Source organism: Peptoniphilus hominis (ex Hitch et al. 2025) (genome assembly GCF_040096015.1).
GTDB classification, from domain to species: domain Bacteria; phylum Bacillota; class Clostridia; order Tissierellales; family Peptoniphilaceae; genus Peptoniphilus_A; species Peptoniphilus_A hominis.
This window is the reverse complement of the sequence record NZ_JBBMFO010000012.1, coordinates 21,265-40,120: the sequence shown is the minus strand read 5'-3', so window position 1 is coordinate 40,120 and position 18,856 is coordinate 21,265. Positions and strand designations below refer to the sequence as shown.

Here is an 18,856-nt window from a genome sequence, read left to right as displayed (position 1 = left end):
GCTTTAGGATTTTTTCTTTGCCATCTTTAATTTTTTTGTCGTAAAAATTTTTCAAAAATTTTTATTTTCTCTTGCATTTTTTTGAAAGTTGTATATAATAATTGTTGTATTAAGGAGTTGATACAACAATACAGAATTTATTTTAAAATAAAATTATAGCTACATAAGAAGGAGGTTTCTATGGAATTTGATAATAACAGACCCATTTATCTACAGCTTCTTGAAGATTTCAAGCTAAAAATTTCTAGTGGCCAGTGGAAAAGTGGAGAGAAGATGGACACTGTTAGGAATCTTGCCACTATCTATGGGGTAAATCCCAACACTGTGCAAAGGGCACTACAAGAGCTGGAGAGAGAAGGCCTTGCCAAATCAAATAGGACTAGTGGAAGATTTATCACTGATGATACAGATTTAATCGATGAGATTGCTAAAGGAGCTTTTTATAGGTCCTGCGACGATTTAATCAGTGTAGCAGATGAACTTAAGCTCACAAAGGAAAAATCACTTAAACTTTTAGATGAATATTGGAGGGAAGTATGAGCAAATTAGAAATAAAAAATTTATCTATGGGATACAAAAATAAAGTTCTTGATGACTTAAATTTAGAACTTGAAAAGGGACAAATCGTTGGACTAGTTGGACCCAACGGAGCAGGAAAGTCAACACTTTTAAGAATCCTTGCAGGTTTAGAAATGACTTACAAGGGAAATGTCCTAATAGATGGAGAAAATATTACTTACAAAACAGCAGAAATTTTATCTTATCAACCTGATAAGTTTTCTATGAGTGAAAAACTTTCTGTTAAAGAAGTTGTTAAGACTTACAAACTATTTTTTAAAGACTTCGATGAGGACAAATTTTATAAAATATTTAATGAATTTAACTTACCACAAAAGGCAAAGGTAAAGGAAATGAGTAAGGGCATGAGAGAAAAAATGCAAATTGCTTTAAGCCTTTCAAGAAAAGCTGAAATATTTTTACTTGACGAGCCAATTTCTGGCGTGGATCCTTCTGCTAGAAAGGCAATAATTGAAACTATTTTAAATAATTTTGAAGAGGACAATCTCATCATAGTTTCAACTCATCTTATAAATCAAATTGAGCCACTTTTAGACAGAGTTTTATTCCTGTCAGATGGAAAGATTATGATGAATAAAACTGTTGATGAGATAAGAAGTGAAGAAAACATGAGCATAGAAGACTACTTTACGGAGGTATTTTAATGGGAAAATTACTTGGACATCAAATAAAAAATCATTTTAGAAGTAATTGGTTTATTCCAGTTTTGCCAGTGGTCCTAATTATTTTTGGATTATTATTTTCAAATGTTAATAATTCAATTGGTGATAGTGCAATTGTCCTAGGCATGATGGCGCTAATATTTGGCTACATGGCAGCAGCAATAACAGTAATTGTTGGCGATTACAATATGTTTTTTGGTGATAGCGCCCTATTTTATGAATCAACACCAATAAGTCCATCAGCAAAAACTTTTTCTAGATTTTTATATTATCTTATAATGTTTATAATCTATTCACTTTATGTAGGATTAATTGTTTTCCTATTTATGGCTGTACCTTCTGTTGATGGAGGAGTAATAGATGCAACTTGGGCAGACATAAGTGAGGAAATTAATGAAGTTGGAATAAGAAACATATTAGTGCTTATTGCTTGGTGCTTGCTATTTTTATTTAACAACATCATTAGCATAATCTTTGCAGTGACTCTTGGTGGTGGCAAGCAACTTAGAAGATTTGGATTAGGTGGACCAGTCCTTGTATATATAGTACTAGGTCTAATAGAAGGAGCTATTATCTTCATCTTAGATAAATTTGACTTGTTTACAAATATTGAACTCCTTCAAAACAATGGAGATGTATTTATGAGGGGGATGGGAATAGGAGTACTAATCCCAATGCTTTTAGAAACAATAGCCTTATTCTTTGCAGTCTACTACATGCACAAAAATAGAACTTCTGTAAATTAAAATTTAATCAAATTAAAAAATTAGGGTTCACTAGATTCTTAGTGAACTTTTTTTTAACAGAAAAGTTAACTAAGAAAATAAAAAAGTTGACAAAAATTATTGCGAGTGTTAACTTTATTTAAAGTAATTGTTTACAATTTTTAAAATTTGGAGGAAGATTTGAAAAATTTAAAAGCGAGAGAATTAGTATTATGTTCTCTATTTGTGGCATTGATTATTGTGGGTACTTTTATAAGAATTCCAATACCGGTTTTACCCTTTACCTTGCAACTTTTATTTACAATGCTTGCAGGTTTACTTTTAGGTCCAGAGCTTGGTACAATTTGTGTTCTTGTTTACATAATTTTGGGTCTAATAGGACTTCCAGTTTTCACAGAGGGTGGAGGATTTGGATATATCTTTAAGCCTACTTTTGGATACATACTTGGCTTTGCAGTGGGTGCCTACGCTACAGGAAAAATTGCAAATAAAGAAAAAAGACCAGACATGAAAAGACTTCTTACAGCAAACTTCGTGGGACTAGCTATAGTCTACATATTTGGCATGGTTTACTATTACTTTATCAGCAATTTTTATTTGGCATCTCCAATTGGAGTAAAGGCCATTATAATTTACTGCTTCCTACTTGCAGTGCCAGGAGATATATTTTTGTGTTTTGTGGGAGCTTTTCTCGGCAAGAGATTAATCCCAATTGTAAATAAGAGCTATAACTAAGGAGAAAAAAATGAGTAAAAATATTTTTGTAACAGGAACAGGAACTGAAATTGGAAAGACCTATGTTGCAGGTCTATTAGTAAAAAAATTAGCTGAAGCCGGAGCTAAATCTTATTACTACAAGGCTGCCATGAGTGGAAATGTAAGAGATAAAAATGGAAAATTAATTCCAGGAGATGCAAAATTTGTAAAAGATTTTGCAAATATAGATGAGCCACTTGATGAAATGTGCCACTATGTTTATGAAAATGCCTATTCTCCACACTTGGCAGCAAGAATAGAAGGCGGTCCTATTGATTTAGATTTTGTAATAGAAAAATTTGATGAATTAAAGGAAAAATGTGACTTCATAACTTTAGAAGGATCTGGTGGAATTTTGTGTCCTCTAAGATATGATGAAGAAAAAATTTTCTTAGAAGACTTTATAAAAAAATGTGGTCTTTCATCAATAATTGTAGCTGATGCAGGTCTTGGAACAATAAACAGTGTAGTCTTAACTGCTTTTTATATGAAGGAAAAGGGCATCAAGGTCAAGGGAATAATTTTTAACAATTACATTCCTGGCGATGTTATGCAAGAAGATAACATTAAGATGTGTGGAATCATGAGTGGTCTTAAAGTCCTTGCTTGTGTCAAAAAGGGCGATAAAGACCTTGATATTGATGTAGAAGTTTTAAAAGAAATTTATGAATAGGAGTTATTATGATTTGGTATCCTTATGAACAAATGAAAACCATGAAGCCACCCTACAAGGTAATTGATGCCAAAGGAGTATATCTCTACACAGAAGATAATAAGATGATTGACTCTGTATCTTCTTGGTGGAGCAATATTTATGGCTATAAAAATGAAAAGTTAAATGAAGCAATTATAAATCAAGTGAATAAATTTTCTCATGTAATGCTTGGTGGTTTGACTCACGAGCCAGTGGAAAAACTTTCAAATAAATTAAAGGAATTTTTGCCAGGAGACTTAGACTATCCCTTCTTCTCTGATTCAGGTTCAGTTGCAGTAGAAGTTGCCCTAAAGATGGCACTTCAATTTTACATGAATAAGGGTGAAGAAGATAGAAAGATGGTTCTTGCTCTTAATCATGCTTATCATGGCGACACTTTTAAGACTATGGAAGTTGGAGATGACGAAGATTATCACTTTGTCCTTGAAGCTTATGGCAAGAGCAAGTATGTTGTTCACATTCCAACAGAAATTCCTGCCCTAGAAAAAGCCTTTAAAGAATATGGCGACAAATTAAATTCTTTTATAGTTGAACCACTTCTTCAAGGTGCAGGCGGCATGAGAATGTATGACATTTCTTTTCTTGAGAGGGCAAGAGAACTTTGCGATGAATATAAGGTGCTTTTGATTTTTGATGAAGTTGCAACTGGATTTGGAAGAACGGGTAATAGATTTGTTGCAGATTTAGTTTTGCCGGATATAATTTGCCTTGGCAAGGCATTAACTGGTGGCTATATTGGTCACGCAGCAACTGTTGCCAATAAAAAAGTTTTTGACGCCTTTTATGATGATGAGCCTACTCACGCCCTAATGCATGGTCCAACTTTTATGGGAAATCCGCTTGCCTGTGCAGTTTCTCTTCGGGCAATAGAAATTTTTGAAAAAGAAAATTTCATGGACAAAATTAAGAGAATTGAAGAAATTGAAAAAGAAGAGATGGAAAAATTTTCTCATCCAAAGATAGAAGAAGTGCGTGTCATGGGTGGATGTGTATGTATTGAATTAAAAGATGGAAAAGACATAGAAGGTTTCCAAGAATTTGCCTACGAAAGAGGAGTTTTTGCAAGACCATTTCTAAAATATATTTACAGCATGGTTCCCTATGTCATAAAGGAAGATGAACTTAGAAAAGTTATGAGAACTATGAAAGAATGGTTTGAAAATAAATAAATTACTTTGATGATCCCTGATTTATATCGGGGTTTTTTTTATAAAAATTTTTATAAAGCTATTGAGTTTTTTTATTTTTAAAATTTTAATGAATTTTATTTTCCGTAAAAAATAAGAATAAAATTTTTCCACTTTACAAATTCTTTACCTTTTATATATTTTTTCTATTTAATTAATAAGTAGAATAGTTGAGGTGAAAGGAGGAGGGCAATTGTCCAAAATTAGCTTAAAAAATATTTGTAAAAAGTATGAGGAGAATGAGGATTATTCTGTAAAGGATTTTTCCATTGACATAAAGGAGAATGAATTTATCGTCTTTGTTGGTCCTTCTGGCTGCGGCAAGTCAACAAGCCTTAGAATGATTGCAGGTCTTGAAGACATTACTAGTGGAGAACTTTACATCGACGGCAAATTATCTAACGACCTTGCTCCAAAGGACAGAAACATTGCCATGGTCTTTCAATCCTATGCACTTTATCCTCATTTGTCTGTCTACGACAACATAGGATTTGGATTGAAGATTAGAAAACTGGACAAGAAAATAATTGACGAAAAGGTTAGAAGCACTGCTGAAATTTTAAGTCTTACAAATTATTTAAATAGAAAGCCCAAGGATCTCTCTGGCGGTCAAAGGCAAAGAGTTGCTTTGGGAAGAGCCATAGTTAAGGAATCTGACATTTTCTTAATGGATGAACCTCTGTCAAACTTAGATGCAAAATTAAGAGTTGAAATGAGAGAGGAAATTGTAAATTTAAAAAACAAGTTGGGCTCCACAGTTATCTATGTAACTCACGACCAAACTGAGGCAATGACCATGGCAACGAGGATTGTCTGCTTAAATGATGGAATCATTCAACAAATTGGCAGTCCAAGGGAACTTTACACCAATCCAATTAATGCCTTTGTGGCAGGATTTTTAGGTTCTCCTGCAATGAATTTTATCAATGGAGAAGTGAAATCCGGCGCCTTCTATGATGATAAAGGCAATAAAATTTTAAGTGGAATAAGTTTGGAAGATAGACCTCTTACTCTTGGCATAAGACCTGAAGCTCTGGAGCTTTCAAATAGTGAAGGTTTGCCCTTTAGCGTCAATTTAATAGAACTTTTGGGGTCTGACTACAATATCTCTGGCAAATTATTTGGAAATAAAATAATTTTAAAGTGTGATCTTGAAAAAAATCCAAGGGACAAGGGTGAACTCTTTGTAAAAATCCCAAGAGAAAAAACTTATTTCTTTGACAGGGATTCTGGAGATAGGATTTTTATAGGTGAAAGCTATGAAGACTAGGGCAAGAAAATCCTATGAGAGAAGGCTTGGACCTAAAGAATTTTTTATTTATTTTTTCCTTCCCTTGGCTCCACTTATAATTTTTTGGTTTCTGCCAATGCTTGCATCACTTCTCATTTCCTTTACCAACTGGAATTATGTAAGCCCCAACTTCGATTTAGTTGGAGTGGAAAATTACAAGTACATCTTGCAAGATGAATTTTTTTGCCAGGCTTTAAAGAACACTCTTGTCTTTGGTCTTGGCACAGTAGTGCCTGTCCTATTTTTTGGCTTTGTATTTGCCCTCTTCTTGCAGGGAAACTTTAGGGGAAAGTTAATTTATCAGGGCTTTTTGTTTTCGCCCTGGGTCACTCCCATGGTTGCCATGTCAATTGTCTGGTCTTGGATGCTTAGAGGCGATGTCGGCCTCATAAATAGGTGTCTTGCCATCTTTGGCATAAATGGACCTGATTGGTTGTCCAAGGAAAACACAGCCATGCTAGCGGTAATAATGGTAACTATTTGGAAAAATTCTGGCTGGGCAATGTTATTTTACACCGATGCCATGAGCAAGATCCCAAAAAGTTTATTTGAAGTGGGAGAGCTTGAAGGCATAAATATTTTTGAAAAAATAAAATATATTTACTTTCCCATGACAAAGGGGACAACTTACTTCCTACTAATTATGAATTTAATAACATCCATTCAAGCCTATGACCAGTTTTCAGTTCTCACAAGAGGGGGGCCTGCAGGCTCAACAAGGACACTACTCTACTTGTTTTACCAAATGGCCTTTGAAGAGTTTAACATGGGCAAGGCAAGTGCAGTGTCACTTATTATAGTAATAATAACGGCAATATTATCACTTCTTATGATTTTTATGAGAAAGAAGGTTCAGTCATGATGAAAAAAATAGGAAGGCACCTTGTCCTCATAATTTTATCCATAATCACATTTTTTCCACTAATGTGGATGATGTCAAATTCTTTTAAGACTACAGAATCTATTATGCGTAAGCCTCTTAGCTTTATGCCAGATTTTTTAGATTTTAGAAATTTTATGGGAGCCTTAAATTTAGCCCCCTTTGATTTATACATCATAAATTCAATTGTCACATCAATTGTAATAGTTCTTCTTCAAATTGTAACTGGAGTCTTGCTCGCCTATGGTATGTACAGATTTTCCTTTAAACTGAAGGGACTTATGTTTAAGGGAATCCTTTTAACTTACATGCTGCCAGCTGCCACAACCTATGTGCCAAGCTATGTAATAATTGCAAAATTAAACTTAATCGACACCCTAACAGGGATTATTGTTTCCAATGCAGTGGCAGTTTTTACAATTTATATGCTCTACAATACCTTTAAGACAGTGCCAAAGGAGTTAATAGAGGCAGCGGAAATGGACGGTGCAAGTGACTTGGACATACTTTTAAAGGTTGTCCTTCCAATTTCAAAATCTACAATACTTACAAATGCACTGATCCAATTTGTGACCATGTACAACAACTATATGTGGCCTTCACTTATTACAAATTCAAAATCAAAGTATTTAATAAGCGTGGGTTTAAATAAATTTTTTACCTCACAGGGAAATTTTGGAGAAAACTTGCCCCTTTTAATGGCGGGCAACACTATATCAGTTCTTCCCCTTTTAATTCTATTTATTGTTTTACAAAAGTGGTTTATAAAGGGAATTTCTGATAGCGGTATTAAGGGTTAATATTAATTAACATAAAAAATTTAAAGGAGAAAAAATGAAAAAACTATTCAAAACAGCATTACTTATGCTATGCGGACTTATGCTTTTGACAGGCTGTTCTAGTTCTGCAAAAGATGCAATGAAGACAGAAGAAAAGACAGCAGACTCCAAGGGAAAAACTGAAATTCAATTTTGGTATGGACTTGGTTCAGTTGCTGGCGAAACTATGGAAGAAATTATTAAGGAATTTAACGAATCACAAGACAAGGTAAAGGTTGTTGGCGTTCAACAAGCTGACTACAATGAAACTTTCCAAAAAGTTCAAGCAGCTATTGCAGCCAAAGAACCACCAGCAGTTTACATTGGCTCAAACATTGAACTTAGAGTTAAGGATGGCATGCTTGCAGATTTGACAAAGTACATGGATGACAGAACTCCAATTGATGATTACCTTGATGTATTTATGAAGCCAGCCATTATAGACGACAAGGTTTATGGCTTCCCAGCTTATGGCACAACTCAAGTAATTTATTACAGAAAGGACTTACTTGAAAAGGCAGGTCTTGATCCAAAGGAAGTTTACAGCACTTGGGAAAATACTTTTAAATATTCAAAGGAAATTCAAGACAAGGGCATAGCAAAGTGGGGACACCTTGTAATGTATAACCACGAAAACTTAATGGATATTGCCCTATCTAATGGCGGCAAAATTTTATCTGATGATGGCAAAAAAGTTTTAATCAACAGCAAGGAATGGGTTGATTCCTGGAACTTTGTCAGACAACAAATTTTTGACAACAAAACTACAAAAATCGAATCTGGTGGACAAGGCTGGGAATATTGGTACAGAACTATAGACAATGTAATGAATGGCGACGCAATGTCCTACACTGGTTCATCAGGAGACAAGGGAGACCTTGACTTTACAAAAATTTCTTCTCTTCCACAACCAGGACTAAATGGCAACCCAGGAAAGCCAGTGGCAAATGCTCACTCTCTACTTGTTCCTGCAGCAGCAAGTGAAGAACAACAAAAGGCTGCCTATGAATGGATAGCCTACTTCACAAGCCCAGAAGTTTCTGCTAAGTGGTCAGAAAAAATTGGTTACATTCCAGTAAGAAAATCTGCAGCAGATGTTGCTGAATATAAAAAATTTATAGAAGAAAATCCTTATGCAGGAGTTCCTTATGAACAAGCAATGCACGCATCTCCTGCCTTTATCGACCCAACTGATGGAAAAATTACAGATGCACTTTCCATTGCAGCAGATAAGGTTGAACTTCAAAATATAGATGCAAAGACTGCCCTTGACGAGGCAGCTAAGACTGCCCAAGCAGCCCTTGACGAAATAAACAAGTAAGAAAAATTTTTAAAAGCAAGCTTTGGGTTATGCCCAGAGCTTTTTTTAAGGAGAAATATGAAAAATATTATAGAAAATTTAAAAGATGGCTTTAATGAAATTAATTTAAAAATAAATTTAAAGGATTTAGGTGAAGACTCCCTAAGATTTTCCATAAGTGGAGAAAGTTTTTTTATAAGTCTCTTTGTCTATAGGGAAGATAAAATTGTGGGCAGCATCACTGCAAATAGAGATGCAGAAAGATTTATGGCAGTGGATATGGAAAAGTCATCTAATGGCTTTAAAAATTTAGAAGATGGCGACTATAGGATAGCTTATTTTCTCTACAAAAGTGGAGATGTCCTATTAAAAATTGAAGAGGCAAAAAGTCCTATAGACTCAAAGGGAGAAGTGGACATAGAAAAAGATGAGGTCAAGTGCAGGGAAGAAAGCTGGTACGCTGGAGACTTTCACACTCACACCTTTTACTCTGATGGAAAATTATCGCCAGAAGAAAATATTGAAGTTGCAAAGAAGAGGGGACTAGACTTTTTTTCTCCAACGGACCACAATTTTAATCAGACGAAATTCCCTGACACAGACTTATTGATTATTGAGGGCACAGAAATCACATCAAAGTTTGGCCATGTAAATTTATTTTTTACCAATGGATCAGTTTTTGAAAAACATTCAGTCAAGGGACTTAATACAGAAGACTGGCTTTTAGAAGTTTTAAGAGAATTAAGGGGAGAAGTTTATTCCATCAACCATCCTTTTATGGAGACCTATGAATTTTTAGTTGGCGATTATGATTTAGAGGACTTAAAATTTATGGAAATAATAAATGACCCAACTTACATGACTTCCCTTGATGCCATGGAAAAGGCTCTAAGGGCATGGGACATCCTCCTTCAAAATGGTTATGTGGTCTATGGACTTGGCGGCAGCGACTCTCACCTCTACCCCTATGAAAAATACGAAAAGGCAGACTATCCATCTTTACTTGGAGATCCAAAGACCTTTGTTTTTGCAAAAAATCTTTCCAAGGATGAAATAAAAAAAGCTATGCTGGCAGGGAAAATTTCTGTCTCTCGCGAAAATTTACTTGACCTTAAAAAAATTGGGGACAGTGAATTTTCCATGAACTTAGAAGAAAATACTTTTCACGGCAAAAAACTTCATATAGAATTAATAGTAGATGGCGAAGTTTATAAGACTTGCGAAAATAGTTTGCAGGTAAAATTAAATTTTGACGGAAATTATCACTATCTCAGGGCAAATGTGAGGTGTGAAGATGGAGAGCTCTACGGCTTTACCAATCCGCACTTCTACAATTTGGACAAGAGCCAGAAAAAAATAAAAACTTGGAAGGAACTTCAAGACTTACTATGATTAAGGCAATTTTATTTGACAAAGACGGAACCCTACTGAAATTTTCAGATATTTGGGTGGACTCAATTGTAAAATATTTAAGTAAAAAAAATTTAAACCATGATGCCAAGAAAAAGCTATTTAAAAAAATTGGCGTAAAGGAAAATAATGAAGTGAAGGAAAATTCCATATTGTCATCAGAGACTGTGGAGGACTTGGCACTTATTTTTTCTGAATTTATGGATGAGAGTCAAGAGGAAATCTATAAAGATATAGACGACTTCCTCCTAGAATTTTTAAAGGAAAATAATAGCGAAATAAAAGAAACTTGCGACCTCAAAAGTTTATTTACTGACCTTAAAAATAGGGGCATAATTATAGGACTTTTCACTTCAGATAATTATAGGCAGGCAAAATACTCTATGGAATACTTGAACTTAGACAGCTTCATAGATTTTTATGCAGCTGCAGATTTATATGAAAAGAAACCAAGCACAGAGAGCCTAGAAATTTTTAAGAAAAAATATTCTCTAAGGGACCAAGAAATTATTATTGTTGGCGACTCCAAGGTTGACATGATTTTTGGCAAGGACACCCTAAAGCTTGGCGTCTTATGTGGCACAGGATCGAGAGAGATGCTTGAAAAATATACAGAAAATATAGTAGAAGACCCAAGAGGGGTTTTAAAATTTCTTTAAAATTTATTGGATAAGAAAATTTTAAGAAACAAAATATAAGCATGAAAAAATAAAAATTTTCAAAAAAATAAGGGCTCTTGGAGCCCTTTTAAAATGTAAATTTTTTAAATATAAATTATTCTTCAGTTTCTTCTTTTTCTTCAGTTTCAGAAACAGTAGGAACTTCTGCAGAAACTTCTTCTGCTCCTTCTTCTGGTTCTTTTTCTTCTGTTGGTTCAACAAGAGTTGCAACAGTTTCTTCAGCATCCATGTCAATCTTGATGTTTTCGTAGCTGAAGATATCTAGGTCAGCAACAGTTACTACATCGCCAATTTGCATTTCAACAACATTTACAACAGCTTCAGATGGAAGATATTTTGGAAGACAAGTTACACTTACTTCGTTTAATACTTGGATTAATGAAGATGGTTGAACCTTAACTTCATCTCTACCTTCAAGAACTACTGGCACTTCAACAGTAAGTTCAGAGTTCATATCAACTTCATATAAGTCAAAGTGAACCATTGCATTTTTGATGTGGTGCATTTGAACTTCTTTGAAAAGTACGGAAATAGTTTCTCCATCAACTTCGATTTCAAAAATGTTTGAATATCCTTCGTCAGAAAAAGCCTTTAATAAATCTTTTTCTAGACCATAAAGTAATTTTGATTCTTGTCCCTTTGAGTAAAGAACTCCAGGAACTTCACCCTTAGCTCTAAGTTTATCAACCTTGTTTTTACCCTTAGCTTCTCTTTTGTTTAAAAGTAATTTCATATATACCTCCAAAATTTATTTTATAATACCTGAACCAAGACATACATCGCCTTGATAAAAAACACAAACTTGACCAGGCGTTACACCCTTAAGTGGTTTTTTCAGTTTAACAACATATTTACCCTTATTATTTTCTAGCCTTGCATCTTCATCCTTTGCCCTATATCTTATTTTAACAGATAAATCTAGGGGAAGAGAAGGATTTTCTGTAATCCAAAAAATATCTTCAACTTCAAACTCATCCCTATAAAGGATGGGATTATTAATTCCTTGAGCCACAAGCAAAAGATTGTTTTTCAAATCCTTATCATATACGAAGAAGGGCTCGCCACTGCCAACTCCGCCAATGCCTATTCCTCGCCTTTGACCTATGGTGTAGTGCATAAGACCTGAATGCTCTCCAATTACCTTGCCCTTTTCGTCCACAATTTTTCCAGGCTTAGTAAAGAGAAATTGGTCTAAAAATTCATTAAAATCTCTTTCGCCAATAAAACAGATTCCTGTAGAATCCTTTTTTGAAGCAGTAGAGAGCTTGTATTTTTTGGCGATGGCTCTCACTTCATCCTTGGTCAAATCGCCAACTGGGAAGAGAGTTTTTGCAAGTGCCTCTGATTTAACTCTGGACAAAAAATAAGACTGGTCTTTATTAAGATCGGCGCCTTTTAAAAGATAGGTTTTTCCATTGACATTTTTTGTCCTGGCATAATGACCCATTGCAATATAATCAGCATCAAAATCCATTGCATAGTCAAGGAAGGCCTTGAATTTAATTTCAGTATTGCACATCACATCTGGATTGGGAGTTCTGCCTTTTTTGTATTCACTTAAGAAGTAAGAAAAAACTCTATCCCTATATTCCTTTTCGAAATTGACAGTAAAATATTTTATGTCAAGTTGTGAACAGACAGAGACCACATCGATGTAATCTTCTCTTGCAGTGCAAGCTCCGTCATCTTCAGCCCAGTTTCTCATAAAAACAGCTGTGACATCGTAGCCGGCCTCCTTTAAGAGAATTGCAGACACAGATGAATCTACGCCGCCACTCATTCCGAGAATGACTTTTTTCTTTTTTTGCATCAATACCTCCAATCCACTTAATAACAATACATAATTATACAATAGTTGTCTTGAAAAATCCACCCTTATTTCACAAAATGCAAGTTCTTAGAGCTTTTTAAGGGAAAAAAATAAAAAATCAGACCAAAAAAAATTATTATAAAAATAATTGTGAGAAAAATTAAAAATAATTAAAAATATTTTAAAAATTAAGCATAAAATTTATTGACAAAGAAAAATTTATGGAGTAAAATTATAGATTTATTTGACAGGAATCCATTTTTATAGTATAATTAACGAGTATTAAAAGTCTTTGGAAGGAATTGATATGGAATGAATCAAATGCAATTAATCAAGAAAGAGCTTGAGAATCATATAGGGAAAAAAGTTATTGTAAAGGCCAATAAAGGCAGAAAAAAAATTGTCACTCGCAAGGGAGTTTTAAAGGCAATTTATCCAAGTCTTTTTGTACTTGAAGTTTTTAACGGAGAAGAACTTGTAACTGCATCATACACTTACTCTGATGTACTTACTTCTACTGTAAAAGTTACAGTTTTAGATGAAGATGTAAGTTATAAAGATGCAAAGATGATTTCATAAAATAACAGCTGCTTAGGCAGCTTATTTTTTTGCTCAAATTTAAATTTTATTAAAATTATTATCAATATAAAATCTGGGGTTTACAATGATGCAAAATAATAAATTATGAATTATAATTAACATGAGGTGTATTATGATTAAGAAAAATGCTCATGCCAAGTTAAACTTATCTCTCGATGTCACAGGCAAGAGAAAAAATGGATATCACGACATAAAAACCTTAATGGTCATGACAGATTTATGTGACGAGATGGTTTTTTCTAAAAGCGAGAGACTAGAAATAATACCAGAATTTTCCTTTGACTTAAAAAGCAATTTAATTTATAAGGCCTATGAACTTTTAAAAAACAGGGTGGGTTATGACCTTCCCTTTAAGGTTGAAATTAAAAAGAAAATTCCCATTGCCGCTGGTCTTGCTGGGGGAACTTCCAATGGAGCAGCTTGCCTTTACGCCTTAAATGACCTTTACAAGATAAATATTCCAAGAGCTGAACTAATTGAGATGGCAGGGGGTCTCGGAGCAGATTTTACATATATGATGACTGGCGGAAGTAAAATTGCAAAGGGTATAGGAGATATTTTAGAGGCAGTAGACCCAATAGAGCTTGATCATGTTTTAATCATAAACCCCGGCTACGGCGTCTCAACTAAGGAAGTCTACCAAAAAATAAAAATTGATAAGGAGAGAATTGATTTTTCTAAAATTTTAGAAGGCATTTATGAGCTAGACATAGAAAAATTAAATTTTTATCTTAGAAATAAAATGGAAGATGTAGTTTTTTCTTTGCATCCAGATTTATTGGATATAAAAAATAAATTAAGGGTCTTTAATTCGGCTCCTCTTATGAGTGGAAGTGGTGCCACGATTTTTGGCATCTTTGCAGATGAAAAATCCTTGGAAGAGGCTTATGATTATTTTAAAGAAATTTATAAGTATACATATAAAGTGAGAGTAGGTGAAGGCTTTGGCAGTTTTTGACACAGGTCCTGGCATAGTTGGACTTTATGAAGCCCATAGAGATTATTTAAATTATTATGTTGATGAAAGGTTTGAATACTATGGACTTTACAAGAGAGAAGCTGTAAACGCAAGAATAGAATTTTTGGAAAAATTTTTTAAAAAAGATAAAAAGATTTATGTCATGGACTTTGATGCCATAAATTATTTTAAGGATGATGAGAGGGCAGACTTTGGAGAAAAAGCCCTTAAGAAACATTTAAAGGATAAGAGAATTTTGTGCCTAGGGACAGAGCTTACTTCAGCTGAAAAAACTTTAGGAGGCTTCACAGATTCTCCTGTATCGTACTTGAGCCTGCCCCTACTTATTAATGCTTGTAACGATGGTCTTGCTGATGAAATAGTAAGAATGATCTCTGATGAATACTTTTCTGACGAAGATTTTAGGAAGTACGATTTAATCTTTTTGGCTTCTAGTGGTCTTCATCTAAAAAAAGATTTTTTCAAAAAATATTTTGCCGATAAGTCTAGTAATATTGAAATCTTTTCGAATACTGATGCCATTTTAGAAGATTATGACTACAAAAAGGAAAATTACATAAGAGATTATTTTTATGTGACTGGCTCAAAGAGGGGATTTTATTCCAGGGCAGAAAAATATTTGAGGGAAAAGAAGGTTTTAAAGGAAGGAGAACTTTTAAATGTCTCCAATTTTTTAAAAAAGGGCAATAAAAAAAGTCCCAAATAAATGGGACTAATATGTAGCCATGCACCCATTTTCGAAAGTTAACCTCACACGTTACCCTTACAGTTAGCTCAAACCAGGCGACCCTTGCGGCACACAAAAGATCTTACTTAGTGCTGCTTCGATCAAGACCTGACACGGTTCATAAGTTTCTGTTGCGCAGGACCCAATCATCAACACCACTTATAAGGGGCAGACTGCAAAATTAAAGTCCTCGAATGGGAATTCAGCCCTGCTGTAGCGAATCGCAGGTACAGGACATCGCTAATTTCCCACTTAGCATGGCGATGGCGGAGAGAGGGGGATTCGAACCCCCGATACATTTTCATGTATACTCGCTTTCCAGGCGGGCTCCTTCAGCCTCTCGGACATCTCTCCATAGCCTAGAAAATTATTTTACAGTAGATTTACAAAAATGTCAAGAATAAGGTGATATATTGAAAACAAAGGATATTGTATTAAGAGAATTAGAAAGAAATAGGGCAAATTATATTTCTGGTCAAGAGCTGGCAGAAAGATTAAATATTTCAAGAACTGCAATTTGGAAGGCTATTAATTCCTTAAAGGAAAGTGGATTTCAAATTGAATCGCAGACAAAGCTGGGCTACAAACTTGTAGAAAGCGACGACAAATTATCTGACGAAGGCATAAGAAAGGGTCTTCGAGATGAATTAAAGGACATTGATATAGTTATTTATGACGAAATTGACTCTACAAACACGGAAGCAAAGAGGAGACTTTATTCTAGTGATGTCAAAGATTTTACTGTAATTGTAGCTGACATGCAAAAGGGTGGACGAGGCAGAACTGGCAAGAGCTTCACATCACCTAAGGGCAGCGGAGTTTACTTTAGCATAATCCTACATCCCAAGGACTCCTACGATTTTTCTTACTTTGACTTAACTACAGTTAAGGCTGCCGTAGCCGTTGCAGAGGGGATAAGGGAGTCAACAGGCAAGCAAGCAGAGATAAAATGGGTAAATGATTTGTTTTTAAAGGGCAAAAAAATTTGCGGTATTTTATCTGAACTTGATGCAGACTTTGAGTCCAGAAGCGTAAAGTCTGTCATAGTGGGCATTGGAATTAATGTTAACAAGCCAAAGGACGACAGCTTCAAAGACTTAAAGGACATTGCAGGTTACATTGGTACTGATGTCATAAGAAATGAAATTTTATCCTGCGTCTTAAATGCCTTTTACGAAAATAATTATGTAAAAAGTGATAAGGAAATAATTGACTACTACAAAAAACACTCCCTAGTAATTGGAAGGGACCTTTCCTTTGTATTAAATGGCAAAAAATATTCTGCCAAGGGAGTGGACATTAACGACAAGGGCAATTTAATTGTAGACACTGGCAACGAAAGGCTCACTCTTTCCAGTGGCGAAGTTTCTATAAAGGGAGATTTTTATAAAAAGGGCTAACTTTTAAATGCCTTTAAATTATAGTATAATTAAAGGAAGTTGAGGAGAAAAGATGAAGACCCCCTTAAAAAATGAAGTGGACAAAGTAAAAAATTTAATTTCTTTTGGCATGCCAGGTCACAAGGGCAAGGACTTTTTTGACTTGGACATAAAAAATGATTTGACGGAAATTTTAGATACAGATAATCTTTTAAAGCCAAGGGGAGCAATAGAGGACCTGCACAGAGAGATAAAAAAATTATTTGGCTCAAAGGAGTCCTTTATTACGACAAATGGATCAACTGGTGCCCTTCACATTGCCATAGCCATGGCGACAAGACCAAAGGATAAAATTTTAATTCAGAGAAATGCCCATAAGTCCATTTACAATGCCCTTCTCTTAAATGATTTAGAGCCGATTTACTTAAATACAATTTATGACGAAGATCGCGCCATGTATTTTGGAATTGATGAAGAAGAACTTCTTGATAAAATAGAAAAAAATAATATTGCAGCCTGCGTCTTAGTTAGCCCAAATTATTTTGGTGGAATTTTAATGCTAAAAGAACTTGTAAAAATTCTTCACCACAGGGAGATAGCAGTTATAGTTGATGAAGCTCATGGCGCCCACCTTTATTTTTCAGACTTAAAAAAATATTCAGCCCTAGATGCAGGTGCGGACTTAGTTATAAATTCAACTCACAAGATGATTCCATCACTGACACAGACTGCTCTAATTCACAGGGGGACAGATAGATTTTCTCACCAAGAACTTTTAAAATATGTAAATATTTATAATTCCACATCGCCCTCCTACTTATTCATGCTTTCCATTGAGGCTGGCTTAAAATATATGGAGGAAGTGGGAAGATACGAGCTTGAAAAGAGGACTAGAGACCTTGGAAATTTAAAGAGAGCCATAAATTATAAGATAGATTTAAGTCACGAGTCTATAGTAGCCAATGACCCCATGAAATTTTTATTTAGAATTGGGGGCATGAGTGGCGAAGAAATTGTGGAAGATTTTTTAAAAAATAAAAATATAAGGCTTGAGATGGGAGACCTCTACTACGCTCTTGCCATAATTTCACCAATAAATACTAAAGAAGAAATAGAAAAGTTAAGGGACGCAATTTTATCCTATGATAATTGTGATTATAAGAAAATTTTGCCCTTTAAATTTGAAATTCCAAAGATGGCAATGACTCCTAGAGAAGCCAACTCATGTCAGGGAGAATATATTTCTTATAAAGATGGCTATGGCAGGATTTCCAAGGAAATCATTGGAGCCTATCCACCAGGAGTACCTCTTGTGACCTTTGGCGAAATTATTGATGATAAAATGATAGAAAATATTGACAGATTTTTAAGTGAAGGAATAGAAGTAATTGGACTTTGTGAAGATAAAATTGAGGTAGTTAAATGAGTGCATTTATTACATTTGAAGGACCTGATGGGTCTGGAAAATCAACAATTTGCAATTTAGTTTATGAAGAACTTTTAAAGAATAATAAAAAAACTATAAAGACTAGAGAGCCTGGCGGTACAAGAATTTCTGAAAAAATTAGAGATCTTATTCTTGATAAAGATTTAAGGGAAATGGACATGAGGACAGAAGCCCTTTTATATTCTGCATCCAGGGCTCAACACACTTACGAAAAAATAATTCCTGCCCTAGAGGAGGGGGCCATAGTTCTCTGCGAAAGGTATGTCCTTTCATCTCTTGCCTACCAAGGCTATGCCAGGGGACAAGACCTAGAAGACATTCTTTCCATAAATAATTTTGCTACGGGAAAGCTAAAACCCGATGTGGTATTTATCTTTAGGAGCAGCGGAGTTACCCTACACAGGAAGGACCAGTCTTCTTACGACAGACTTGAAAGAGAGCCTGACGAATTTCATAAAAAAGTTCGCGACTACTACAACAATTTAGGTCAAGAAGACAATTATTATTTTATAGATGTAAATAAAAGCATTGAAGAAGTTTTTTGCGACTGCATGAAAGTTCTCAAAGAAAGGATGATTGTGTGAAACTTATAATCGCAATAGTTCAAGACGAGGATAGCGATAATTTAGTAAAAATCCTCAACAAAAACGATTTTAAAGTTACAAAAATAAGTTCCACTGGCGGATTTTTGAAATCTGGAAATGTCACACTTCTTTCAGGTATTGAAGATGAAGAAAAGGACAGGTTTATGGAAATTTTGGAAGAAAACTCAAGGACTAGAGAAGTTAAGAGAACTATTCAGCCCATAAATATTCCTGGTCAAGCCATGATTCCTGTGCCAATCACTGTAAAAGTTGGCGGAGCGACAATTTTTGTCATAGATGTATTTGATTTTAAAAAGTTTTAGGTGA

21 protein-coding genes, 1 tRNA gene and 1 other RNA gene are annotated in these 18,856 nt (G+C 34.6%); 19 read left to right on the top strand and 4 right to left on the bottom strand.

Features of this window, described 5'->3' with window-relative positions; genetic code table 11:
- Nucleotides 1-180 precede the first annotated feature (180 nt).
- The 12 genes from WMO19_RS05090 to WMO19_RS05035 all read left to right on the top strand — a co-directional run bounded on the left by WMO19_RS05090 (nt 181) and on the right by WMO19_RS05035 (nt 10,982).
- Entirely contained in the window at nt 181-540 is a 360-nt protein-coding gene (locus tag WMO19_RS05090; RefSeq protein ID WP_349170527.1) for a GntR family transcriptional regulator, read from the top strand.
- The gene (locus WMO19_RS05085) at nt 537-1,223 is read left to right on the top strand and encodes an ABC transporter ATP-binding protein (RefSeq protein WP_349170525.1); all 687 of its coding nucleotides are present in this window, start codon (nt 537-539) and stop codon (nt 1,221-1,223) included. The genes WMO19_RS05090 and WMO19_RS05085 overlap by 4 nt, the downstream gene beginning before the upstream one ends.
- Nucleotides 1,223-1,987: a hypothetical protein gene (locus WMO19_RS05080; RefSeq protein WP_349170523.1), complete on the top strand. Its 765-nt coding sequence runs from the start codon at nt 1,223-1,225 to the stop codon at nt 1,985-1,987. Before WMO19_RS05085 ends, WMO19_RS05080 begins: the two co-directional genes overlap by 1 nt.
- A gap of 159 nt (nt 1,988-2,146) precedes the next feature.
- Complete coding sequence (locus tag WMO19_RS05075; protein WP_349170521.1) at nt 2,147-2,701, top strand: biotin transporter BioY; 555 nt, start codon at nt 2,147-2,149, stop codon at nt 2,699-2,701.
- Nucleotides 2,702-2,711: 10 nt separating this feature from the next.
- The gene (gene bioD / locus WMO19_RS05070; RefSeq protein WP_349170519.1) at nt 2,712-3,395 is read left to right on the top strand and encodes a dethiobiotin synthase; all 684 of its coding nucleotides are present in this window, start codon (nt 2,712-2,714) and stop codon (nt 3,393-3,395) included.
- Between the two features lie 8 nt (nt 3,396-3,403).
- A complete protein-coding gene (gene bioA / locus WMO19_RS05065) occupies nt 3,404-4,606 on the top strand; it encodes an adenosylmethionine--8-amino-7-oxononanoate transaminase (RefSeq protein WP_349170517.1) in 1,203 nt (400 codons plus the stop codon).
- A gap of 211 nt (nt 4,607-4,817) precedes the next feature.
- Entirely contained in the window at nt 4,818-5,894 is a 1,077-nt protein-coding gene (locus tag WMO19_RS05060; RefSeq protein WP_332086746.1) for an ABC transporter ATP-binding protein, read from the top strand.
- Nucleotides 5,884-6,777, top strand: coding sequence for a carbohydrate ABC transporter permease (locus WMO19_RS05055; RefSeq protein WP_349170515.1), 894 nt, complete (start codon nt 5,884-5,886; stop codon nt 6,775-6,777). Before WMO19_RS05060 ends, WMO19_RS05055 begins: the two co-directional genes overlap by 11 nt.
- Complete coding sequence (locus tag WMO19_RS05050; RefSeq protein WP_349170513.1) at nt 6,774-7,595, top strand: carbohydrate ABC transporter permease; 822 nt, start codon at nt 6,774-6,776, stop codon at nt 7,593-7,595. The genes WMO19_RS05055 and WMO19_RS05050 overlap by 4 nt, the downstream gene beginning before the upstream one ends.
- Nucleotides 7,596-7,629: 34 nt before the next feature.
- On the top strand, nt 7,630-8,934 hold the full coding sequence (locus WMO19_RS05045; protein WP_349170511.1) for an ABC transporter substrate-binding protein: 1,305 nt from the start codon (nt 7,630-7,632) through the stop codon (nt 8,932-8,934).
- Between the two features lie 57 nt (nt 8,935-8,991).
- Nucleotides 8,992-10,305, top strand: coding sequence for a CehA/McbA family metallohydrolase (locus tag WMO19_RS05040; protein ID WP_349170509.1), 1,314 nt, complete (start codon nt 8,992-8,994; stop codon nt 10,303-10,305).
- On the top strand, nt 10,278-10,982 hold the full coding sequence (locus WMO19_RS05035; RefSeq protein WP_349170507.1) for an HAD family hydrolase: 705 nt from the start codon (nt 10,278-10,280) through the stop codon (nt 10,980-10,982). Before WMO19_RS05040 ends, WMO19_RS05035 begins: the two co-directional genes overlap by 28 nt.
- Before the next feature lie 115 nt (nt 10,983-11,097).
- On the opposite strand, the gene WMO19_RS05030 is transcribed toward WMO19_RS05035, so the two are convergent.
- Both WMO19_RS05030 and mnmA read right to left on the bottom strand, forming a co-directional pair.
- Nucleotides 11,098-11,736, bottom strand: a complete 639-nt coding sequence (locus WMO19_RS05030; RefSeq protein ID WP_349170505.1) for a 50S ribosomal protein L25 — start codon at nt 11,734-11,736, stop codon at nt 11,098-11,100.
- 15 nt (nt 11,737-11,751) lie between these two features.
- Nucleotides 11,752-12,813 carry a tRNA 2-thiouridine(34) synthase MnmA gene (gene mnmA, locus WMO19_RS05025; RefSeq protein WP_316719675.1) on the bottom strand — a complete coding sequence of 354 codons (1,062 nt, stop codon included), beginning with the start codon at nt 12,811-12,813 and terminating at the stop codon, nt 11,752-11,754.
- A 312-nt stretch (nt 12,814-13,125) separates the two neighbouring features.
- On the opposite strand from mnmA, the gene WMO19_RS05020 reads away from it, so the two are divergent.
- From WMO19_RS05020 to WMO19_RS05010, 3 genes are all read left to right on the top strand, one after another.
- Nucleotides 13,126-13,392: a Veg family protein gene (locus WMO19_RS05020; protein WP_019124852.1), complete on the top strand. Its 267-nt coding sequence runs from the start codon at nt 13,126-13,128 to the stop codon at nt 13,390-13,392.
- Between the two features lie 133 nt (nt 13,393-13,525).
- Nucleotides 13,526-14,371: a 4-(cytidine 5'-diphospho)-2-C-methyl-D-erythritol kinase gene (gene ispE / locus WMO19_RS05015; protein ID WP_349170503.1), complete on the top strand. Its 846-nt coding sequence runs from the start codon at nt 13,526-13,528 to the stop codon at nt 14,369-14,371.
- A complete protein-coding gene (locus tag WMO19_RS05010) occupies nt 14,358-15,098 on the top strand; it encodes a hypothetical protein (protein WP_349170502.1) in 741 nt (246 codons plus the stop codon). Before ispE ends, WMO19_RS05010 begins: the two co-directional genes overlap by 14 nt.
- Nucleotides 15,099-15,115: 17 nt before the next feature.
- Here the strand turns inward: WMO19_RS05010 and ffs are convergent.
- Together ffs and WMO19_RS05000 are read right to left on the bottom strand one after the other, a co-directional pair.
- Nucleotides 15,116-15,380, bottom strand: an RNA gene (ffs, locus tag WMO19_RS05005) — signal recognition particle sRNA large type.
- A 3-nt stretch (nt 15,381-15,383) separates the two neighbouring features.
- Nucleotides 15,384-15,473: transfer RNA gene (locus tag WMO19_RS05000), tRNA-Ser, on the bottom strand.
- Nucleotides 15,474-15,532: 59 nt separating this feature from the next.
- Between WMO19_RS05000 and WMO19_RS04995 the strand changes: the two genes are divergently transcribed.
- From WMO19_RS04995 to WMO19_RS04980, 4 genes are read left to right on the top strand one after another with little or no spacing between them, the layout of a single operon-like run.
- Nucleotides 15,533-16,519 (top strand): biotin--[acetyl-CoA-carboxylase] ligase, encoded by a 987-nt coding sequence (locus WMO19_RS04995; protein ID WP_349170500.1) that lies wholly within the window; start codon nt 15,533-15,535, stop codon nt 16,517-16,519.
- Between the two features lie 52 nt (nt 16,520-16,571).
- Nucleotides 16,572-17,924, top strand: a complete 1,353-nt coding sequence (locus WMO19_RS04990) for an aminotransferase class I/II-fold pyridoxal phosphate-dependent enzyme (RefSeq protein WP_349170499.1) — start codon at nt 16,572-16,574, stop codon at nt 17,922-17,924.
- Nucleotides 17,921-18,529, top strand: a complete 609-nt coding sequence (gene tmk / locus WMO19_RS04985) for a dTMP kinase (protein ID WP_349170497.1) — start codon at nt 17,921-17,923, stop codon at nt 18,527-18,529. The genes WMO19_RS04990 and tmk overlap by 4 nt, the downstream gene beginning before the upstream one ends.
- Nucleotides 18,526-18,852 carry a cyclic-di-AMP receptor gene (locus WMO19_RS04980; RefSeq protein ID WP_288166671.1) on the top strand — a complete coding sequence of 109 codons (327 nt, stop codon included), beginning with the start codon at nt 18,526-18,528 and terminating at the stop codon, nt 18,850-18,852. Before tmk ends, WMO19_RS04980 begins: the two co-directional genes overlap by 4 nt.
- Nucleotides 18,853-18,856: the final 4 nt, after the last annotated feature.

Bases quoted from the DNA above. Each gene is read 5' to 3' on its own strand.
- tmk (WP_349170497.1), top strand. From the start codon at position 17,921: ATGAGTGCATTTATTACATTTGAAGGACCTGATGGGTCTGGAAAATCA.
- ispE (WP_349170503.1), top strand. From the start codon at position 13,526: ATGATTAAGAAAAATGCTCATGCCAAGTTAAACTTATCTCTCGATGTC.
- WMO19_RS05080 (WP_349170523.1), top strand. From the start codon at position 1,223: ATGGGAAAATTACTTGGACATCAAATAAAAAATCATTTTAGAAGTAAT.
- bioA (WP_349170517.1), top strand. From the start codon at position 3,404: ATGATTTGGTATCCTTATGAACAAATGAAAACCATGAAGCCACCCTAC.
- WMO19_RS05040 (WP_349170509.1), top strand. From the start codon at position 8,992: ATGAAAAATATTATAGAAAATTTAAAAGATGGCTTTAATGAAATTAAT.
- WMO19_RS05050 (WP_349170513.1), top strand. From the start codon at position 6,774: ATGATGAAAAAAATAGGAAGGCACCTTGTCCTCATAATTTTATCCATA.
- mnmA (WP_316719675.1), bottom strand. From the start codon at position 12,813: ATGCAAAAAAAGAAAAAAGTCATTCTCGGAATGAGTGGCGGCGTAGAT.
- WMO19_RS05020 (WP_019124852.1), top strand. From the start codon at position 13,126: ATGAATCAAATGCAATTAATCAAGAAAGAGCTTGAGAATCATATAGGG.
- WMO19_RS05090 (WP_349170527.1), top strand. From the start codon at position 181: ATGGAATTTGATAATAACAGACCCATTTATCTACAGCTTCTTGAAGAT.
- WMO19_RS05055 (WP_349170515.1), top strand. From the start codon at position 5,884: ATGAAGACTAGGGCAAGAAAATCCTATGAGAGAAGGCTTGGACCTAAA.
- bioD (WP_349170519.1), top strand. From the start codon at position 2,712: ATGAGTAAAAATATTTTTGTAACAGGAACAGGAACTGAAATTGGAAAG.
- WMO19_RS05085 (WP_349170525.1), top strand. From the start codon at position 537: ATGAGCAAATTAGAAATAAAAAATTTATCTATGGGATACAAAAATAAA.
- WMO19_RS05030 (WP_349170505.1), bottom strand. From the start codon at position 11,736: ATGAAATTACTTTTAAACAAAAGAGAAGCTAAGGGTAAAAACAAGGTT.
- WMO19_RS05045 (WP_349170511.1), top strand. From the start codon at position 7,630: ATGAAAAAACTATTCAAAACAGCATTACTTATGCTATGCGGACTTATG.
- WMO19_RS04990 (WP_349170499.1), top strand. From the start codon at position 16,572: ATGAAGACCCCCTTAAAAAATGAAGTGGACAAAGTAAAAAATTTAATT.